Source organism: Neobacillus sedimentimangrovi, from assembly GCF_010614825.1.
GTDB lineage: Bacteria > Bacillota > Bacilli > Bacillales > Cytobacillaceae > Neobacillus > Neobacillus thermocopriae.
The window spans coordinates 79,931-97,607 of record NZ_JAAFZF010000003.1 but is presented as its reverse complement, the minus strand read 5'-3'; the positions used below and the strand labels follow the sequence as shown (position 1 = coordinate 97,607).

Genomic DNA, 17,677 nt, shown 5'->3' with positions numbered 1-17,677 from the left:
TCTACTATCATGATAGTGGAAAGGCAAATTGCTAGAATAAGGACCATTCATGAGCACTTTTGTATCCAATTTCATTTGGGGAGGTTATGAGATGGTTACTTTGTATGAGCATGTTTTTAATTGGGAGCCATATTTGCAATTTGGTACGAGGCAATTTTTTAAACGCAAGCAAACCATTTATTCACAAGGAACACCTGGTGACGGATTTTATTTTCTTCATAAAGGGTTAGTAAGAATCGTAAGCGTGAATGCCACTGGAAAAGAACGAATTTTAAACATCGTGATCCCGAACCAGCTGATGGGTGTTCAATCATTCGATCAAAAAGAACATTTCACCACAGCCATTGCGGTTCAAGATTCTATTGTCTATCATTTTTCCAATAGGAAATTCAAGCAACTTTTAAAGGAGAAACCAGAAATTGTACGAGTATTTTCTAGGACGGTTATTCATAAAATGAAAATTCTTTTAGATCGCATCAATTTGGATACGCTTACATCAGAACAAAAAATTGCTTTGCTACTCCACAATATTTGTTTTGAATTTCAGAATCTCGAAGTTCCCCTCAATCAGCAAGATATTGCCAGCTGTACAGGATTGACAAGAATCTCCGTATACAAAGTGTTAAAACAATGGAAAGAGAAAGGAATCATTGACATTATCAACAAGAAATACTATATAAAAAAACCAGATTTCTTTCGAAACCTGGTAAACTAATAATTTCTATATCAACATTCATCGTGAGCGATTGCTTTTATTTTCTCAACATCATTGATTAATATTTGACGGTTCTTTAATGTGATATAATTTTTTTGTTTCCATTTCTGAATGATCCGATTGATAGTTATCCTTGATGCGCCTAAATATTTAGCAAGGGAAGTTTGATTCATGGAAGCGCTTCCATTATTTTCATAAAAAAGCTTTAATAAATAATGAGCCATCTGCTGTTCTACTGGACAATCAATATGAGAGATGATTTCCGCTATGGTTCGAAATTTATAGATGAGTGAATTCGTATATATTTCTGCCGCTTCCGGGTGTCTGGCATAAATCGTTGCAGCTGCCTCGTCAGAGAAGTAGTATATGACAGACGGGCAGCCCGCAGCTGCACTAGTCAAATACGGTTCTTGATGAATGCCATGTTCACCAAATAACATCCCCTGCGGCACCACATTAATAATCCGTTCATCTCCCTTATCAGAAAGAAGAGTAATTTTGATTTCTCCCATGCTTAAATAAAAAAACCCTCTTCCCTTCTCCCCCTGACGGTAAATCACCTTATTCCTTTCCACTTCAAACCGCTGGCCATACTTCAAATAAGGTTCCCATTTGTAAAGAAGCTCTTTCATTCAATCACCTTTCTAAAAAGTTTTGTCTTTTTTTCGGGTGTTCATAAGCTGATGAATGGATGATGTACACGGTTACATGTTGTTTCTTCCTCCAATATACCATGGACTTTTTCCCTTGTAGCCCACTCTTTATAGATAAAGCCCTCTTGTATAAACAGCAGTAATCGTTTTAGCAATCTCTTCTACCGATTCTTGCCGTTCATTCCGCACGATATCCCAAAGATACATTTCGTTCATGAAAAACCATCCCCTTGCCACCAGTTCATGATTTAATTCCCTTCTTGCCAATCCATTTTCCTGTGCGTAGGATATATCTTTTGAAATCCGTTGAATAAATTTCTCACGGATTGATTTCCATTTCTCAGAAACAGCGGATGATATTCCAATAGCCTGTTCGAAAATTTGGAGCATACGGCGTTCCGTTTCGGCCATTTTCAAAAAAGAGTATGCTTGCTTTTGAATGATTTTCTCTGCTTCCTCTTTAGACTTAGGGTAAAAGGAAATTTCGGCAATTTCATAAAATTTCCCCATCACATCCTCCATTAAGACAATTAAAATATCTTCTTTTCCTTCAAAATGTACATAGGCTGTCCCATAGCCGACCTCTGCTTTTTTGATCATTTGCGAAATCGTTGCCTTTTGGAAACCTTCCTCCAAAAAGACCTCTTTTGCAGCTTCTAGTAATTTCTGCCGAGTCTTTATAGATCGTAGATGCCGTTTGTCCGTCACTTCTTTTTCCTTCATCTTCTTTATCTCCTCATTTGTTTTTTAAAAGATTAAGAAAGAACCGGAACTTCGTGATTTCCTATCATTAGAAAATCAGGGTAAATATAACATTAAAAATTTTCTGAATTATATTATTGACATAATGTCATATTCCTTGTTATGATGTCCCTTGAAAATATAACCGATGAACAGGAGGAAATCAATGGGTTAGGAAATTTTTCTGCTTTTCACAGAATCTATTATTTTGTAAGCGGTTCCACACAATTCATTTAAAATATGCCTTTGCGGCAAAAGGAGGAGCTCTATGGGGAATAAAAATCGTCAAGTCCATGGTCATAGTGGATCCGGTAATCAATTAAAGCGTGATTTAACCACGAGGCAGCTGACAATGATCGCGATGGGCTGTGCCATTGGTACTGGTTTATTTCTTGGGAGCGGACTAGCCATAAGTACAGCTGGACCTGGTGTGTTAATTAGTTATGCAATTGGTGCATTGATTGTCTTAATTTTAATGGGCTGTCTAGCTGAAATGACGGTCGCCCACCCTTCCACCGGGTCTTTCGGCTTTATTGCAGAAACGTATATTCATCCGATGGCCGGATATCTCGTCCGTTATTCATACTGGATTGCTAACGTATTAGCCGTTGGAGTGGAAGTAAGCGCAATTGCTATCTATATGAAATACTGGTTTCCAACAGTGCCAGGATTGGTTTGGATTTTATTCTTTGGAGCCGTACTCATATATGTGAATGCAACAAGTGTACATACTTTCGCTACGTTTGAGTATTGGTTTTCAATGATTAAAATTAGCGCAATTGTCGGCTTTATCCTTTTAGGTGCCTACGTTATATTTGGTGATACGTCCGGCACAAATATGGGACCTGAAAACCTAGTAAATGATGGGGGGTTTCTACCTTTTGGCTGGTCAGGCGTTTGGATTGCCATCTTTATCTCCCTCTTTAGTTTTTTAGGGACGGAATTGATTGCCGTTACTGCAGGTGAAGCAAAAGATCCGGATATTGCCGTACCAAAAGCATTGAAAGCAACTGTTTTTCGCCTGACTGTGTTTTATGTACTTACTCTTGCTCTTATGTTAATGATCGTTCCATGGAAATCGGCTGGAGTGGATAAAAGCCCGTTTGTAAAAGTAATGGAAATTTTAAATATCCCAGGCGCCTCCGGAATCATGAACTTTATTGTATTAACAGCCGCATTGTCTGCAATGAACAGCCAGTTATATGCATCAACGAGAATGATGTTTTCTTTATCCCAGTCCAAGTTTGCACCAGCCCTTTTCGGAAGTGTCAGTAAAAAAGGAGCTCCATTTGCAGCTCTTGCCGTTTCCGCAACAGGGATAGTCGTAGCAGCGGCTGTCAGCGCCCTATTCCCTAATACTTCCTATGCGTTTATGATGGGGATCTCCATGTTCGGAGCTATTTTTACTTGGTTAATGGTCTTTATCTCTCATTTATTTTTCAGAAAAGCATGGGAGCAAAAAGGTGGACGTAAGTTGCCGGTAAAAATGATTGGCTACCCATATTTAACCATTATTGGTGCCGTACTCCTTGTCAGTTTAATGCTCACTACATGGGTAACCGACTTCAAAATCTTACTTCAGTTCGGCATTCCTTGGCTTATCTTTTTATCCATCACTTACTTTTTTACGAATAAAAAAAAGGCTTTACACCATGAATCTGTCAACCAATTAAACAACTAAACGAATCAAGTAGATAGATAATGGATTCAAGTTAAAGGAGAAAAATTTAGAAAGCGGGGTATGAAACATGATGACTGAGAAACAAGCAGATACGAATGATAAAGTCCAAAATGGCCACCCTGGGCTCGAAAAAGAGATTCAAACCGATTTCCAAAAAGAAATGTCCTACGGCGATTATCTCCATCTTGACAAAATATTATCAAGCCAACATCGCCTTTCCGATCACCACGATGAAATGTTATTTATTATTATTCATCAAGCAAGCGAACTATGGATGAAGCTGATTCTTCATGAATTGAACGCAGCGATTCAATGTATTCTTCGCAACGATCTGGAACCTTCATTTAAAATGCTATCACGCGTTTCAAGAATCCAACAGCAATTGATCCAATCGTGGAGTGTGCTGACCACCATGACTCCTGCAGATTATATGCAGTTTCGTCATAAACTGGGCCATTCATCCGGATTCCAGTCTTATCAAAACCGTTTGATTGAGTTTGCTTTAGGGCAAAAAAATGCACACACACTCGCTGTTTATCGTCACCAATTTGAACTGTATGAACAATTGAATAAGGCACTTCATGAACCTAGTATTTATGATGCGGCAGTTTCTGCTCTTCATGCTCATGGGTTGCCTATAGATGAAACGGTACTTAATAGGGATTTTTCACAAAACTATGAACCAAATCCAAGTGTCCAAGAGGCATGGCTAACTGTTTATCGCAATACCGATCAATACTGGGATTTATATGAGCTGGCAGAAAAACTAGTAGACATCGGAAATCAGCAACAACTTTGGCGCTTTCATCATATGACGACGGTAGAACGGATCATTGGACATAAGAAAGGAACGGGCGGATCTTCAGGTGTTACTTATCTAAAAAGAGTAGTCGATCAGCAATTCTTCCCAGATCTCTTGAGCATAAGGACACTACTGTAATACACTAATAGATGGATAAAGTTAAAGATTAAGCGGCAGACGGATAATATTCATTCCGCGCCGCTTTTGTCTTAAATGGATGGAGGCTTTCAATCATGAATAAATGGATAGATATATCACAAAAGCTCACTAATGATATAGCTGTTTGGCCAGGGGATACGCCCTTCTGCTATAAAGTAAGCTGGAATATGGAAGAAAGCGGCTCTGTCAATGTCGGCGAAATTACGATGAGCACTCATACCGGCACACATATTGATGCCCCTTATCATTTCGATAATGAAGGAAAAAAGGTTATTGATCTAGATATCCAGTTGTATATTGGTCCGGCTCGTGTCGTTCATTTGCCTAATGTGAAGAGAATTGGGATTAAGGAATTATCTGAAGTGAATTTGGATGGGGTGACCAGATTATTGATTCGGACCGATAGTTGGCAAAATCGCAAGGAGTTTCCTCAATCAATACCACCTGTTGAACCAGAACTAGCTGCCTACCTTTCCGAAAACGGAGTGCGGCTGCTTGGACTGGATTTACCATCTGTGGATTCACTGGATAGTAAAGAGTTACCTGCCCATCATGAACTGAACCGTTTTGGTATTCATATTTTAGAAGGACTTGTATTAGACGAAATTGAGCCAGGAGATTACGAGCTTGCAGCCCTTCCACTTCCATTAGTCGAAGCAGACGGAAGTCCGGTTCGAGCGGTGATAAGGAAATTGGGTTAAAAAATAGCCAGTCCCTTAAAAAAGGCTTCTTAGAGGATGGGAACCTACTTAGGAGCATGAGGAGGAGAGGCTCTGCGACGCCTCCGTGGTTAGAACGGAAATCAATACAAGGCTTAGAGTAAACAAAAAGAGGGTTTCCTAAAAATGATACTTTTGGGAAACCCTCTATTTCTATTCATGTTCTCAATAAGACTTGTAAACGAAACATTTGTCTCCATTCTTCTCCTTTTAGATCCCTCTTCCCAAAAAAGAGCTGCCGAAGCAACTCTTTTTCTTATTACAAAAATTTGTTTATTTCCGTCACAAGTGTCTTTAACGCTTCCCCTTGTTGTGACGCCTTCATTTTCCCGCGAATTTCTTCCTCTTTTGCCTCAAGCATTTCTAAATGTTTAATGAGCGATTCACTAGTCAGATTTTCTTCTTCTAATGTGAGGGAGAACCCTTTTTCCTCAAAAGCTTGGGCGTTTAAAATTTGATCGCCTCTACTTTGCTTAAGCCCAAGCGGGATAATCAACATCGGAATGTTTAATGCCAAAAATTCAAAAATTGCATTAGAACCACCCCTAGTGATTACCAAATCAGTAGCTGCCAATATATCAGATAATTCCTCATGAACATATTCAAACTGTTTGTATCCGGATATGTCAGCTAAGCTTTCATCCACATTGTTTTTACCGCATAAATGAACAATTTGATACTTTTCTGTCAGCTGTGATAATGCTTCTCTGACGGCTTCATTAATCCTTTTTGCTCCTAAGCTACCGCCCATGATCGTCAAAATCGGCCGTCTTTGATCAAATCCCAGGAACCTTCGTCCTCTTTCCGCTGATCCGCTCAAAACCTCTTTACGAATCGGTGATCCAATTGCCTTGACTTTATTTTTCGGGAAAAATTTTTCCGTCTCCTCAAACGATGTAAAGATTTTTGTTGCAAACCGTTGCGAGATTTTATTGGCCAGACCAGGTGTCATATCACTTTCATGAATAAAAATAGGGATTTTTAAAGATCTAGCCGCAATTATGACCGGGACGGAGACAAATCCCCCTTTTGAAAAAACTAAATCTGGCTTCAGTTTCTTTAAAATCCTTCTAGCATCCAAGCAGCCTTTGAGAACTCGAAAAATATCAATGACATTTTCAAAATCGATATATCGTCTCAGCTTTCCGCTACTAATACTATGATAAGGGATGTTGATTTTTCTGATTAATTCCTTTTCAATTCCCTTTTTTGAACCAATATAATGAATATTCCAATCGTCTTTTATTTCATTAATAACGGCTAGGTTTGGTGTCACATGTCCTGCAGAACCCCCGCCAGTAAATACAATTGTCTTTTTCGCCATACTTCCTCCAAATATGATTACTTTTTTTATGCATTATTTAATTATATGAAAAAAAAGCTGACAATTCCATATCATTACACTTTACCAACTTAAAACACTAGCAGATAAGACTCTATCGTTAGACATATCTCAAAAAAATTAGGGACTTTCATTGGAAGTCCCATCCTTTTTTCATTTCTACCTTATCCGGCCGCCGCACGCAAATGTCGTGTAAACTTTCATTGCATTGTACATTAATGCTGCTTTTCTTCCTTTATCTGTGTAAGGATTCCTCTTATGATAGAGACAATTCATAAACTCATAGTCACACTGACAACGATCAATACCGCTTCGAAGACATTGATCATGTTTCATACAACAGGCATCTACATCGTTTATCGGTGCCCCCGGCCCACTGCAGCCTGGGCCACACCAGTTGTAACCGGGAAAAACACAAAAACGAAATGGGCTTTTTCTCCCTCTTCCCTTCAAAATGATCACCTCTTTCCATGAAAAGCTCCTATACTATTAAATTATGTAAAAGGAGAGAAATCGAATGGGACATGTACCCTTTGGCCAAAAGTTGATGGAGGACACTAGACAAAATCTTTTCGCATGTATCCTTTTCTGTAAAGAAGCGTAATAGTCCATTGCTAACCTCCTTTTCAACCTTTCGTACACAAAAGACACTTCTACTTACATATTTTGGTGAATGATAAAAATACTTAACTATTAAATTTATTTCATATATCATTATTTACGAGCGTTTCGAATCTAAGACATTTCAAATCCTAAATAGGCAGGTGCTATAATTTGTTAGAAAAATTCTCGGTTTATATGACTTCATTTCAACAAGAAAGATACGTACGAGTTTATTTACCAGAAAATTATGGCAATACAGATAAAAGATACCCCGTCTTGTATATGCATGATGGGCAAAATGTGTTTGAAGATGAGGACGCACTAAAAGGAGTTTCATTACGTTTAAAAGATTATCTAGAACAAACTAAATTAGAACTGATCGTGGTAGGTATTGATCTAAATCCCGAAGGAGAGGAACGGATCAATGAATACTGCCCATGGAAGCATGGAGAATTAAGCAAGCAAATTTTAGGATATGAAAGTACAGCTGGCGGTAATGGTGAAGCCTATTTAGATTTTATCGTCCATGAATTAAAGCCATTAATCGACCGAAAGTACCGGACAATAAGCTATGAAACTGCGATGGCCGGCATTTCATTGGGGGGACTTATCACTACATATGCTGCTTGTCGTTACCCGCATCTTTTTAAAAAAATTGCCGTCTTATCTCCAGCCTATTTCCGTAATCAGGAGGAAATTGAAAAATTGATCCAACAATCCGATCTGTCCAGCATTGAAAAATTTTATATGGATATCGGAACAAATGAAGTTCCAGGAGATGACGCCTCTAGTAAACTTTTCTTGGATCTTAGCAAAAGAGTCTTTGACCTATTAGACAACAAAATCGAAGATGCGAAGTTTCAACAAGTAGAAAAGGCAGAACATCACTATTCTTTTTTCAAAGAAAGAATTCCGAATATTTTTACCTATTTATTTTTGGAATAATGATAATGGTTGAAATAGGCCTTTCAGCGGGTTGTCACTTTCATATGTTATAATGAAGGGGAAATAGGAGTAAAGGCTCATCTAAGGTGAAGGGTATGTTTATACAACGTAGTATTGTAAAATTTATCTATATTATCATTGGATTAATCTCATTGGGCCTTGGTGTGGTGGGAATCGTTTTACCCGTCGTACCGACGACTCCCCTCCTGCTATTGGCTTCGTTCTGCTTTATGAAAGGATCGAAACGCTTTGAGACTTGGTTTAAGGGCACGAACCTATACAAGCGCCATTTGGAAACCTTTGTTCGGGAAAAATCGATGACCTTAAAGCAAAAGGTGACCTTAATGCTCTTTTCTGATGCAATGATTGCCATCCCACTATTTTTACATGATAGCTACATCATCAAAATAGTACTAGTGCTGATTATTATTTATAAGTATTATTATTTCATTTTTAAGATTAAAACCGTACCGGGTAAGAATGCAAAAGTTGAAGGCAATCAATGAAAAAAGACAAATGGGTTCCTGGCCTTTTTATTTCCATTATCTTAAGGATAGGATCGTTTGATGGGCGAATTTGACCATTTCTTTCTGACTCACTCTTTACATTGGCAAATAGTAAAGCTTCCCTTCTTTTTAACGGGCAGTACTGATGATTGGTGCAACAGGAGGCCCCGCTCTCTAATTTAATAAAGGAGGCTGTAAAATGAAGAAGCTCCCTTTTAGTTTTTTGCTTTTGTGCCTCTGGCTAATCGGCTGCACCACACATTCTAAACCCGGGATTGAGGGGTACGTGGTAAAAAAAGAAAGTGGCAGGATTCTCGTGGTTGCCTCAGAATCTGAGGATTTTAGTTCAACTGATGGTCTCAAAGAATTTTATCCTGCGATTTGGTTTTCTCATGCTTCAAATAAAGCAGATGTCGGGGATAAAGTACAAATTTGGTTTGATGTGGTAATGGAATCCTATCCGGGACAGGCGGAAGCAGAAAAAGTGTCGGTCCTTCCTAGCAAAAAACCAAAAGACGCAGACCTGACCGAATCAGACGCTATTCGAAAAGCATTGGCATCAAAAGAATTCATTCTCTCCAATGTTCCAGCTGTTAAATCAGTGACTTATCAATCAAAAACAGATCATTGGGAAATTACCATCCATTCTGGTGAATCCGAAGTAATGGTCCAAATAAAGGATAAATAGAAAAGCGAAAGCCCTCTCGCTGCTAAGGTGCTTATGCTAGTCAGTTCTTGATGTCACCAAAATACTTTCTTGGCATAGAAAAAACGCTTGGCCACCCAAGCGTTTTTTCTATGAACCTATCAGCTCTTCTACGGTTACGAACTCGTATCCTTCATTTGATAACTCCTGTAAAATTCCTTCTATCGCTTTCAACTCTTCTGCAGAATCACCATACCAAGGATGCAACAAGATAATGGAACCCGGTTTAATATTTTCCTTTACATATTTAATCTTGTCTGATGCAGAAGTAAAGTAGCTGTCTGGCTCGAGATTCCATAATATCGTCTTCCGATCATGTTTTTTTAAATAATAAGGCAGTCCGACAAGCTTTTTTCCATACGGCGGACGAAAAACAATTTCCCCTTTATACCCTGCTTCACGGATCAAGCGGTCTGTTTTCTCAATCTCTTCTTTAATAAATGATGGAGTTTTAAAGACCATGCGATCATGTGAATAAGTATGATTTCCTAACTGATGCCCTTCCTCTACTAATTTCTTCGCTTCTTCGGGATACTTTTCTATGTCAGCACCAATTAGAAAAAATGTTGCCTTGGCATGATATTTTTCCAAAAGGGGCAGCAGATCCGGATTTTTGTTCGTCGGTCCATCATCAAATGTCAGTGCAACCACCTTCTGATCGGTTTCAACCTTGTTGATCAAATCCCCGAATAATTGATAAGTTCTCGAATTCATTAATTGATTGATGCTAAAAAGTAAAAGAACAAAGAGTAGAATCCCTATTCCGCTTAAGATCCATTTCCTTTTCATCATAACAACCAACTTCTATTTAGATTTACATTAAAACGGTTTTAAAATCATTAAGGCAATAATAATCATAATAATAAAATTCTCGAGGTTTTCATACATAAAAAGCTCTTTTGATAATTTCCAGTATTCCTCCGGTATCTCCTCACCTTGATGAGATTCAAGCATCGCTTTAATCGGTTTGGATCTAGGAGATAACATAACTGGTCCGATAGCTAGGGCGATGAGAAAGAGGATCAAACTCGTGACATACCATCCCTGCCGGAACAGAGCTGGGTTTAAAAGACCTAAGCCCAAGCCAGAAACAAGCAATAATGTGCCGCCAATCATTACAAAAATATGCAAACGATGTCTGATAGCATAAGAATGACGTAATTCGGTCATTGTTTTTCCGGATTTCACAACAGTTGTTAAAATAAATCCCGGCCCTACCCCCATTATCGCTGAAAATATATGTATAAATACAAGAAATTTATATAAAGTCATATCCATTAAGCCTCCAATCCTGTACAAAATTATTTTAGCATACTCTTATTTTATAAGATAAAAAGCATTGTTACATATTTTTGTCCTTTACTATCAAAACCACCTCATTGAAAAAAAGAGAAATTTGTCCAAGCACTTTTTTCGTACAAGCATATTTTATTCATTATAAGGAAGAAGGGAGGGAATAACGTGTCAAAAGAAAGAAGAGGATTTAATGATTTTCATGATGATGTGCTAGGCGTGAGTGATGAGAGAAGAAGACGAGTTGTGATTGATGCAGATCGGGTGATTATCCGTGCTGACAAAGTCATTATTGAGAATGAGGACAGAAGAGATCATGACCGCGATCACGACAGAAGAGACCACCATAGAAGAGGATTTTCATGGATCTAATCTTTTAATGTGCCTCATATAGGCTGTGAAGGAACCCCATTTCCAACACAGCCTCTTATTCAATGTCTATCACATAATAATTTTATATACCAGTACCTCCTTTCTTACAGAAACAAACTTCATTTTCTTGAAATAGCATGAGCAGGTTTTTATGTGTTGATCTTAATATTTAATTTTTATATATAAAGCTTGTTTAGAAATTCTATGAAAGGTATTCTCTCTTTCTCTCCTTATTTTTTCTCTTCAAAAGCCTAATGGACAGACTATATTAATATTTATATTAAATAAAAAAGGAGCTTGCATCAGCGAGCTCCTTTTGCCTATCTATACTTCTTCACTTTTTTTCAACATGGTTGCTCCTTTAAAAAGCGGCACCAAGAAAAAGATTCCTACTACAAATAAAAGCGCAGATCCTTCATACATGGTTACAAGTGAAAGTTTTTGCTTCAGCCAGCCGCTAGCAGTCATGGTAATAACCATGGCTCCCATAAACATTGGGCTTAAAATCCCGTTTACCCGGCCAATGAAAGCTGCTTCGGTATTCTTTAAAATCATTGTATTGATACCAATATGAATGCAAGGCATGAATAGACCGGTGATAAACTGTACGGCCATTGTAAGCCAAAACATTTCAGATATACCATACACAATAAATCCAATCGCATTCACGGCCAAACCTAAGGCGAGCAAAATTTGCGGAGGTGTCTTTTTCGCTAACCCAACCGTCAAACCGCCTCCAAGGATCATTCCAGTACCAAACGCTGCCATTAACCATTGCAATTGTTCCTTCGGTAGGCCAAGCTGTTCCGTAACGAGGAAAACAGCAAGTGGCTGAGTAAGTCCGATCGCCAATCCCGCTGCAGCAAAAGTCCCGCCAAGTAGTGATAATGCACGGCTATTCAAAACATATTTAAACCCAGCTTTCATTTCCTGCCAGATCGTAGTCTTCTCTTTCTTTTCTTCTACCTCAAAATCAGCCGGAAGCAAGAACAAGATACCAGCAGAAATCAAGAAGGCAACACCCATAATGGCAATCGCTGTGTTAATGCCATATTGCTGATAAACAAATGTTCCGAGAACCGGACCAAGAATCATAAATAATGCAAACAGTGTTTGATAGATGGACATCCCCATCTGAATCAGCTCTTCTGGAACATGCAATTTAAATAGCTTCATTCCTGATGGCTGAGAGAACTGTGACAGAATGGAAGAAACAAGAGTTGCGAAGAAAATCGCCTTCCAGCTTCCAAATACAAGAGTAAGCAATACGATAAAAATTGATACTGCACTTAGAAAATCACACCAGATCATCGTCCGTTTTGGACGCCAGCGGTCCGCAAAAGTACCCCCAATAAAGGAAAACAAGAAAATCGGGGCAAATTCAGCTACTGAAATGAGTGACACAGCAACTGGATTTTCATTGGTTTTCTCCACCACAAATAACAAGATGGAGTAATTGCGAACCCAAATTCCGATTTGTAGGAATAACGTTGATAATAAGATAACTTGTATGACTCGATTGCGGAACAATGTTCCCATGGTCAATTCTGTTTTAGTTTGTTCCATAAAAAAACCTCCTTTTTCCACATCTGGATAGGAGGTAAAACAGGCACCAAAAAATCAAGGTACATCTGTGTACCTTGTTCTCGTCATATTAAAAAAGCCTGCACTAATCCTATCCAGAATAAATATCCGTGTTATATACGAATGCTCTTCTTAAAATAGGATTAGTTGTTCATCGGCTTTATATCCACCCTTCTATTATTCGTATACTCCATAATAATTTAATTGAAGAAGAAATGCAAGTATTATTTTTTGAATGAAGAAAAAAATTTTATTTTTATTATCCCCGAGATTACCTACTCTTCTCGAGTCCATTATTATCAGTTTCTATCATATAAAAACAGAATGGTGATTGATGACGAGTAGTTCTCCCAAAAAAAAAATAATAAAAATGCCAAGTCAAATTATGAATTTTCATAATATACATAGTAATATTAAGTATATATTAGACAAGCATGGAGTGATGATCGTGGAACCGAAATGGCTGGAATGGGCCAAGCAGCTCCAGTCCATAGCCCAAGTTGGATTAACCTATTCAAAAGATGTATATGACCTGGAGCGGTTTGAGGCCATTCGTAAGTTAAGTGTGGAAATTTTAAGTCATTATACAAAAATGGATCAAACCGTCATCAAAGATTTGTTTGCCAATGAGACCGGGTATGCCACTCCAAAGGTAGACATCCGGGCGGTCGTTTTTAAGGACGGAAAAATTCTAATGGTACGTGAAAAAATGGATGGTGGCTGGGCACTACCCGGTGGATGGGCGGATATCGGCCTAACACCTGGAGAGGTGGCCGTAAAAGAAGTGAAGGAAGAGGCAGGATTCGATGTGAAAGCAGTAAAACTGCTGGCTGTCGCAGATAATAAATGCCATCCACATCCTCCATCTCCCTACCATATTTATAAAATGTTCATCCAATGTGAAATTGTGGGCGGCCAGGCTGCAGGCGGCTTGGAGACCAGTGAAGTCGGTTTTTTCCCAGAGGACGCGCTTCCTGCCTTGTCCGTTGCTCGTAATACGAAGTCACAGATTGAAATGGCCTTTTCGTTTCTAAAGAATCCTGAAAAAGCTGTTTATTTTGATTGAGAACGGTTACGATTGGTTACAAATAAAAAGCTCGGTAAGTGGATATACCCCTGTCAAGTAGACAGTAGAAAAAAGCGTCCTCTTCAGCTTTGACAATGGTAGTTGGTATGCCTGGAGCTTGTCAAGGAAAGCACTTGACAAAGCTCCAGGCAACCAACTAAGTAGTCTGTAAGCTGAAGAAGGAGTCAATCTAATCATAATTGATTTCTTAGGCAACTTTAGCTCGATACTTTACTGGGCTAAGGTTGCCTAATTTTTTTTGAATTCTTTTTAAAGTAAATATATTTATCTACTGCTTGAATGACTTCCTCTGGGTTTTCGAATTTATTTAAATACATACACTCTGTCTTAAAATGGCTAAAAAAGTTTTCTACACACGCATTGTCTAAACCATTGGCTTTTCTGGACATACTTTGAGTAATACCATTTAGTTTGACGGCTTCGTGGTATTCGCGAGATGTATACTGATAACCCTGATCACTGTGCAGGATAGTTTTATCAGTCACATCTCTTTTTTTGTTTGCCTCTTTTAATATTTCCATCACAAGTTCCAAATCATTTTTGTAACTGATTTTGTAAGCCACGATTTCTTTATTCCATAAATCACAAATGACTGATAGATATAAACGTTGATTGTTAAACATTAAATAGGTAACATCGGTAACCCATTTTTCATTTTGTTTTTCAGCAGTAAAGTTCCGGTTTAATACATTTGAAACTACGATTCTTTCACTACCTTTACGATACTTCTGTTTTTTCTTGCGGATTTTTGCCTGTAGCTTCATCTCCTTCATTAAACGGTAGATTCGTTTATGGTTAACCGTTATTTCATAATCCTTCCTAATGGCAGCTGTAATCCTTGGATATCCGTAAGTGCCATTTGATTCTTCATAAACTTCAATTATAAAATTTTTTATTACTTCATTTTCCTGGTGCTTTGGAGTAATCGTATCTTTTCGGTTTAACCATTTATAATAACCACTCCTAGAAACTTTCGCTAATTCACATAGTAAGATCACTGGATATTTGGTACTTAACTTAAGAATAATTTGATAACGTATGGCAACTTCCTTCTTTTTCACCTCCTTCTCATAATTAATAGCTTTTTTAAAAATTCATTCTCCACTTCTAATCTCTTTACCTTATCCTCTAGAGATAGATCGTTTTTACGAGGACGACCGGATAAAAATTTCCTCTGGTCTTCAAATGCCTTGGATATATCCTCTTTTGAAGCTTCATATTTTTTAACCCACTGTCGAATATTCCAAGAAGTCATATTGTATTTTTTAGCTAGGCGATTGTAACTAATAGTTCCTGTCAAATATTCCTGAACAACCTTTAATTTGAACTCATCAGTATATTTTTTAAATTTAGATCCTTTTTTTGCCATGAAAAATCCCTCCTGTGAGCCAGTATAGGCTTTTTCCTAACTGTCTACACAAGAGGGATAATATCAATAAAGCCGAGCTTTTTATCTGTTTAAAATTTTATCCCCTTATCACATGATAGCAAACCATTAAAATCGCAATCGGTGCAACATAGCGAATTAAGAAAAACCATAATTGAAACAAGTGATAAGGAAGTCCTCCCCCTGTTGAGAATTCCTCATACAAGGCCGATTTTTTCATTTTCAAAGGAACAAAGACAGCGATTAACAAAGATCCAATTGGCAACAATACATTGCTCACTAGATAATCAGCCGCATCAAAAATGGATTTTCCAAATATCAGCACATCACTTAATACCCCAAATGACAAGGCAGACGGAATGCCAAAAACAAAAATCGCCAGACCAATGATCCAAGACCATCTCTCCCTTTTCTTGGCCTCTCCTTTAGCCAATACTGTTACAATGATCTCAAGCATTGAAAAAGCGGACGTAAGGGCAGCAAATAAAAATAGGATTAAAAAGGCGACAAAAAAGACCATGCCAAACGCCATCTGATCAAACACATTTGGCAAAACATTAAACAATAAAACAGGGCCGGCATCCGGTTTTAAACCAAAAGAGAAGACAGCCGGGAAAATCGCCAAACCAGCCAAAATAATGATAAACAAATTCATCATAACAATCGAAAAAGCAGACCGGAATAAGTTTTCTTCCTTTGATAAATAAGAACTATAAGTAACCATGACGGAAACACCGATACTTAATGCAAAGAAAGATTGACCCAATGCAAACAAAATCGTTTCCGCTGTGACTTTGCTAAAATCCGGCTTAAATAAGAAGAGAACACCTTCCATCGCATTATCTAATGTTAGTGAACGGATAATTAATACGATAAACAAAATAAATAAGACTGGCATCATGACCTGACTGGTTTTCTCAATCCCTTTTTGAACACCTTTCGCCACAACGACAATAGTGAATAACATGAAAAGGAACTGAACGAACACACTGATATATGGGTTAGAAATGGTAGCCCCAAACAACTCGGCATACTCCGATTGGTCAAGCCCATTCAGCTGGCCTGTTATAGCTTTCCATAAATACGCAATAATCCAGCCACCGATCACGCTGTAGAATGAGAGCAAAATAAAACAAGTCACAATTCCCATGTATCCAATCCAATGCCATTTTGAATTCGGCGCAAGTTCCTTATAAGCGTCAATCGCATTTTTCTGTGTTTTTCGTCCAATGACAAACTCTGCCATGAGAAGTGGAAGACCTAAAAATAAGGTGAAAAGAGTAAAGATGACAAAGAATGCCCCTCCTCCACTCACACCGGCAATATAGGGAAACTTCCATATCGCTCCAAGTCCAATGGCAGAGCCTGCTGCTGCCAAAATAAAGCCAATCTTCGATGACCATTGTTCTTTCGTTTTCAAACTCTTTACTCCTTCCTTTTTAAATAAAATAAAAAAGCCGTCTCTGCGTTAATAACACAGGGACGGCTTTTGACCGCGGTACCACCCTAAATTGAGATGAACATCTCCACTTTGTTGTCGTTATCGAGACAATCCGTCTTTTCCTTCCAAAGGTCGAAAAAGATACTCCAGGAACGAAATTCGTCTTTTTTATATGTACCAGTTCGCACCACCCACTGGCTCTCTTCACAACAGGGATAAAAAGACTACTGAAATCCTATCATCGTATTAATCTTATTTTTTTGATAGTTCTTAGAATAACGTAATTCGATAAAAAAGTACACTATTTTTTTAAATTTTATTAGTTTCGACTTCATTAACCGCCATTTTCTGACATTATCACAAATTTCCCCCTCGGCTTCAAAAGAATAGAATTTCATTTCCTGAATTTATCTTCCCACTACTCTTTCTGGCTTGGGTACTTTTCTTGTAAAAACAGGACCGATTCTTTGATTAATTCTTTTAATACATTGACATCAATATCTGCCACCTTATTGATGTATACACACGCTTTTCCTGTCGTATATTTTCCGAAGTTTTTCAATAATTCCTCTCGTTTAGGTTCACCGGGTGCCAAATACAAGCTGATTTTTGCCTTGCGGGGTGAAAAGCCAACGAGAGGGGCATCTCCCTCGTGTCCAGATTCGTATTTATAGTGATAAGATCCGAAGCCGATAATACTTGTCCCCCACATTTTTGCTTCATACCCAGTTGCTTCTTTGAAAATTTCCAACAACTTATAAGCATCTTCACGTTTTTTAGGACTTTCTACATTTTCAATAAACTCAATAACACTATTATTCGTTTCTTTTGTCTTTTGTTCGTACATAATAAAACCTCTCCTATTATTATAGTTTTAATTAACAAATCACCATATTGTTCTCACGTACTGAAACAGCCGTTTGATTCCAATAACACCAAAA

The 17,677-nt window shown here is 38.0% G+C and carries 19 protein-coding genes, 1 pseudogene and 1 other annotated feature; of the genes and pseudogenes, 9 read left to right on the top strand and 11 right to left on the bottom strand.

The window, feature by feature from the left end; genetic code table 11:
• Positions 1-91 precede the first annotated feature (91 nt).
• Entirely contained in the window at positions 92-715 is a 624-nt protein-coding gene (locus GZA11_RS02635; RefSeq protein ID WP_038539357.1) for a Crp/Fnr family transcriptional regulator, read from the top strand.
• An 11-nt stretch (positions 716-726) separates the two neighbouring features.
• Here the strand turns inward: GZA11_RS02635 and GZA11_RS02630 are convergent, their stop codons facing one another.
• Together GZA11_RS02630 and GZA11_RS02625 are read right to left on the bottom strand one after the other, a co-directional pair.
• Entirely contained in the window at positions 727-1,347 is a 621-nt protein-coding gene (locus GZA11_RS02630) for a Crp/Fnr family transcriptional regulator (RefSeq protein WP_163182785.1), read from the bottom strand.
• Positions 1,348-1,476: 129 nt separating this feature from the next.
• Positions 1,477-2,091 (bottom strand): TetR/AcrR family transcriptional regulator, encoded by a 615-nt coding sequence (locus tag GZA11_RS02625; protein ID WP_163182784.1) that lies wholly within the window; start codon positions 2,089-2,091, stop codon positions 1,477-1,479.
• Positions 2,092-2,377: 286 nt separating this feature from the next.
• On the opposite strand from GZA11_RS02625, the gene GZA11_RS02620 reads away from it, so the two are divergent.
• The 3 genes from GZA11_RS02620 to kynB all read left to right on the top strand — a co-directional run bounded on the left by GZA11_RS02620 (position 2,378) and on the right by kynB (position 5,452).
• Positions 2,378-3,790 (top strand): amino acid permease, encoded by a 1,413-nt coding sequence (locus GZA11_RS02620; protein ID WP_038539351.1) that lies wholly within the window; start codon positions 2,378-2,380, stop codon positions 3,788-3,790.
• 70 nt (positions 3,791-3,860) lie between these two features.
• On the top strand, positions 3,861-4,730 hold the full coding sequence (kynA, locus tag GZA11_RS02615) for a tryptophan 2,3-dioxygenase (protein ID WP_038542086.1): 870 nt from the start codon (positions 3,861-3,863) through the stop codon (positions 4,728-4,730).
• A 95-nt stretch (positions 4,731-4,825) separates the two neighbouring features.
• Entirely contained in the window at positions 4,826-5,452 is a 627-nt protein-coding gene (gene kynB / locus GZA11_RS02610; protein ID WP_163182783.1) for an arylformamidase, read from the top strand.
• Between the two features lie 277 nt (positions 5,453-5,729).
• Here kynB and GZA11_RS02605 read toward each other — a convergent pair whose 3' ends face one another.
• Positions 5,730-6,794: an undecaprenyldiphospho-muramoylpentapeptide beta-N-acetylglucosaminyltransferase gene (locus tag GZA11_RS02605; protein WP_163182782.1), complete on the bottom strand. Its 1,065-nt coding sequence runs from the start codon at positions 6,792-6,794 to the stop codon at positions 5,730-5,732.
• A gap of 177 nt (positions 6,795-6,971) precedes the next feature.
• On the bottom strand, positions 6,972-7,274 hold the full coding sequence (locus tag GZA11_RS16585; protein ID WP_321175662.1) for a phospholipase: 303 nt from the start codon (positions 7,272-7,274) through the stop codon (positions 6,972-6,974).
• Positions 7,275-7,586: 312 nt separating this feature from the next.
• Between GZA11_RS16585 and GZA11_RS02600 the strand changes: the two genes are divergently transcribed.
• From GZA11_RS02600 to GZA11_RS02590, 3 genes are all read left to right on the top strand, one after another.
• Positions 7,587-8,360, top strand: coding sequence for an alpha/beta hydrolase (locus tag GZA11_RS02600; protein ID WP_038539341.1), 774 nt, complete (start codon positions 7,587-7,589; stop codon positions 8,358-8,360).
• Between the two features lie 95 nt (positions 8,361-8,455).
• A complete protein-coding gene (locus GZA11_RS02595; protein ID WP_038539338.1) occupies positions 8,456-8,866 on the top strand; it encodes a YbaN family protein in 411 nt (136 codons plus the stop codon).
• Between the two features lie 199 nt (positions 8,867-9,065).
• Positions 9,066-9,554, top strand: coding sequence for a YobA family protein (locus GZA11_RS02590; RefSeq protein ID WP_051968268.1), 489 nt, complete (start codon positions 9,066-9,068; stop codon positions 9,552-9,554).
• 108 nt (positions 9,555-9,662) lie between these two features.
• Here the strand turns inward: GZA11_RS02590 and GZA11_RS02585 are convergent, their stop codons facing one another.
• Together GZA11_RS02585 and GZA11_RS02580 are read right to left on the bottom strand one after the other, a co-directional pair.
• Positions 9,663-10,361: a polysaccharide deacetylase family protein gene (locus tag GZA11_RS02585; protein ID WP_163182818.1), complete on the bottom strand. Its 699-nt coding sequence runs from the start codon at positions 10,359-10,361 to the stop codon at positions 9,663-9,665.
• A gap of 30 nt (positions 10,362-10,391) precedes the next feature.
• On the bottom strand, positions 10,392-10,844 hold the full coding sequence (locus GZA11_RS02580) for a DUF2269 family protein (protein WP_038542080.1): 453 nt from the start codon (positions 10,842-10,844) through the stop codon (positions 10,392-10,394).
• 189 nt (positions 10,845-11,033) lie between these two features.
• Here GZA11_RS02580 and GZA11_RS02575 point away from each other — a divergent pair, with 189 nt between their 5' ends.
• Positions 11,034-11,237 (top strand): hypothetical protein, encoded by a 204-nt coding sequence (locus GZA11_RS02575; RefSeq protein WP_163182781.1) that lies wholly within the window; start codon positions 11,034-11,036, stop codon positions 11,235-11,237.
• A gap of 324 nt (positions 11,238-11,561) precedes the next feature.
• Here GZA11_RS02575 and GZA11_RS02570 read toward each other — a convergent pair whose 3' ends face one another.
• Positions 11,562-12,803, bottom strand: a complete 1,242-nt coding sequence (locus tag GZA11_RS02570) for an MFS transporter (protein ID WP_231314956.1) — start codon at positions 12,801-12,803, stop codon at positions 11,562-11,564.
• A 466-nt stretch (positions 12,804-13,269) separates the two neighbouring features.
• Between GZA11_RS02570 and GZA11_RS02565 the strand changes: the two genes are divergently transcribed.
• On the top strand, positions 13,270-13,887 hold the full coding sequence (locus tag GZA11_RS02565; RefSeq protein WP_163182780.1) for an NUDIX hydrolase: 618 nt from the start codon (positions 13,270-13,272) through the stop codon (positions 13,885-13,887).
• 208 nt (positions 13,888-14,095) lie between these two features.
• Here the strand turns inward: GZA11_RS02565 and GZA11_RS02560 are convergent.
• The 4 genes and pseudogenes from GZA11_RS02560 to GZA11_RS02545 all read right to left on the bottom strand — a co-directional run bounded on the left by GZA11_RS02560 (position 14,096) and on the right by GZA11_RS02545 (position 17,583).
• Positions 14,096-14,969: pseudogene (locus GZA11_RS02560) on the bottom strand (IS3 family transposase).
• On the bottom strand, positions 14,966-15,277 hold the full coding sequence (locus tag GZA11_RS02555) for a transposase (RefSeq protein WP_163182778.1): 312 nt from the start codon (positions 15,275-15,277) through the stop codon (positions 14,966-14,968). The pseudogene GZA11_RS02560 and the gene GZA11_RS02555 overlap by 4 nt, the downstream one beginning before the upstream one ends.
• A 97-nt stretch (positions 15,278-15,374) precedes the next feature.
• Complete coding sequence (locus GZA11_RS02550; RefSeq protein WP_038539327.1) at positions 15,375-16,715, bottom strand: sodium-dependent transporter; 1,341 nt, start codon at positions 16,713-16,715, stop codon at positions 15,375-15,377.
• Positions 16,716-16,770: 55 nt separating this feature from the next.
• Positions 16,771-16,987, bottom strand: a binding site (T-box leader).
• Between the two features lie 167 nt (positions 16,988-17,154).
• A complete protein-coding gene (locus GZA11_RS02545; protein WP_163182777.1) occupies positions 17,155-17,583 on the bottom strand; it encodes a DUF1801 domain-containing protein in 429 nt (142 codons plus the stop codon).
• Between the last annotated feature and the right edge of the window lie 94 nt (positions 17,584-17,677).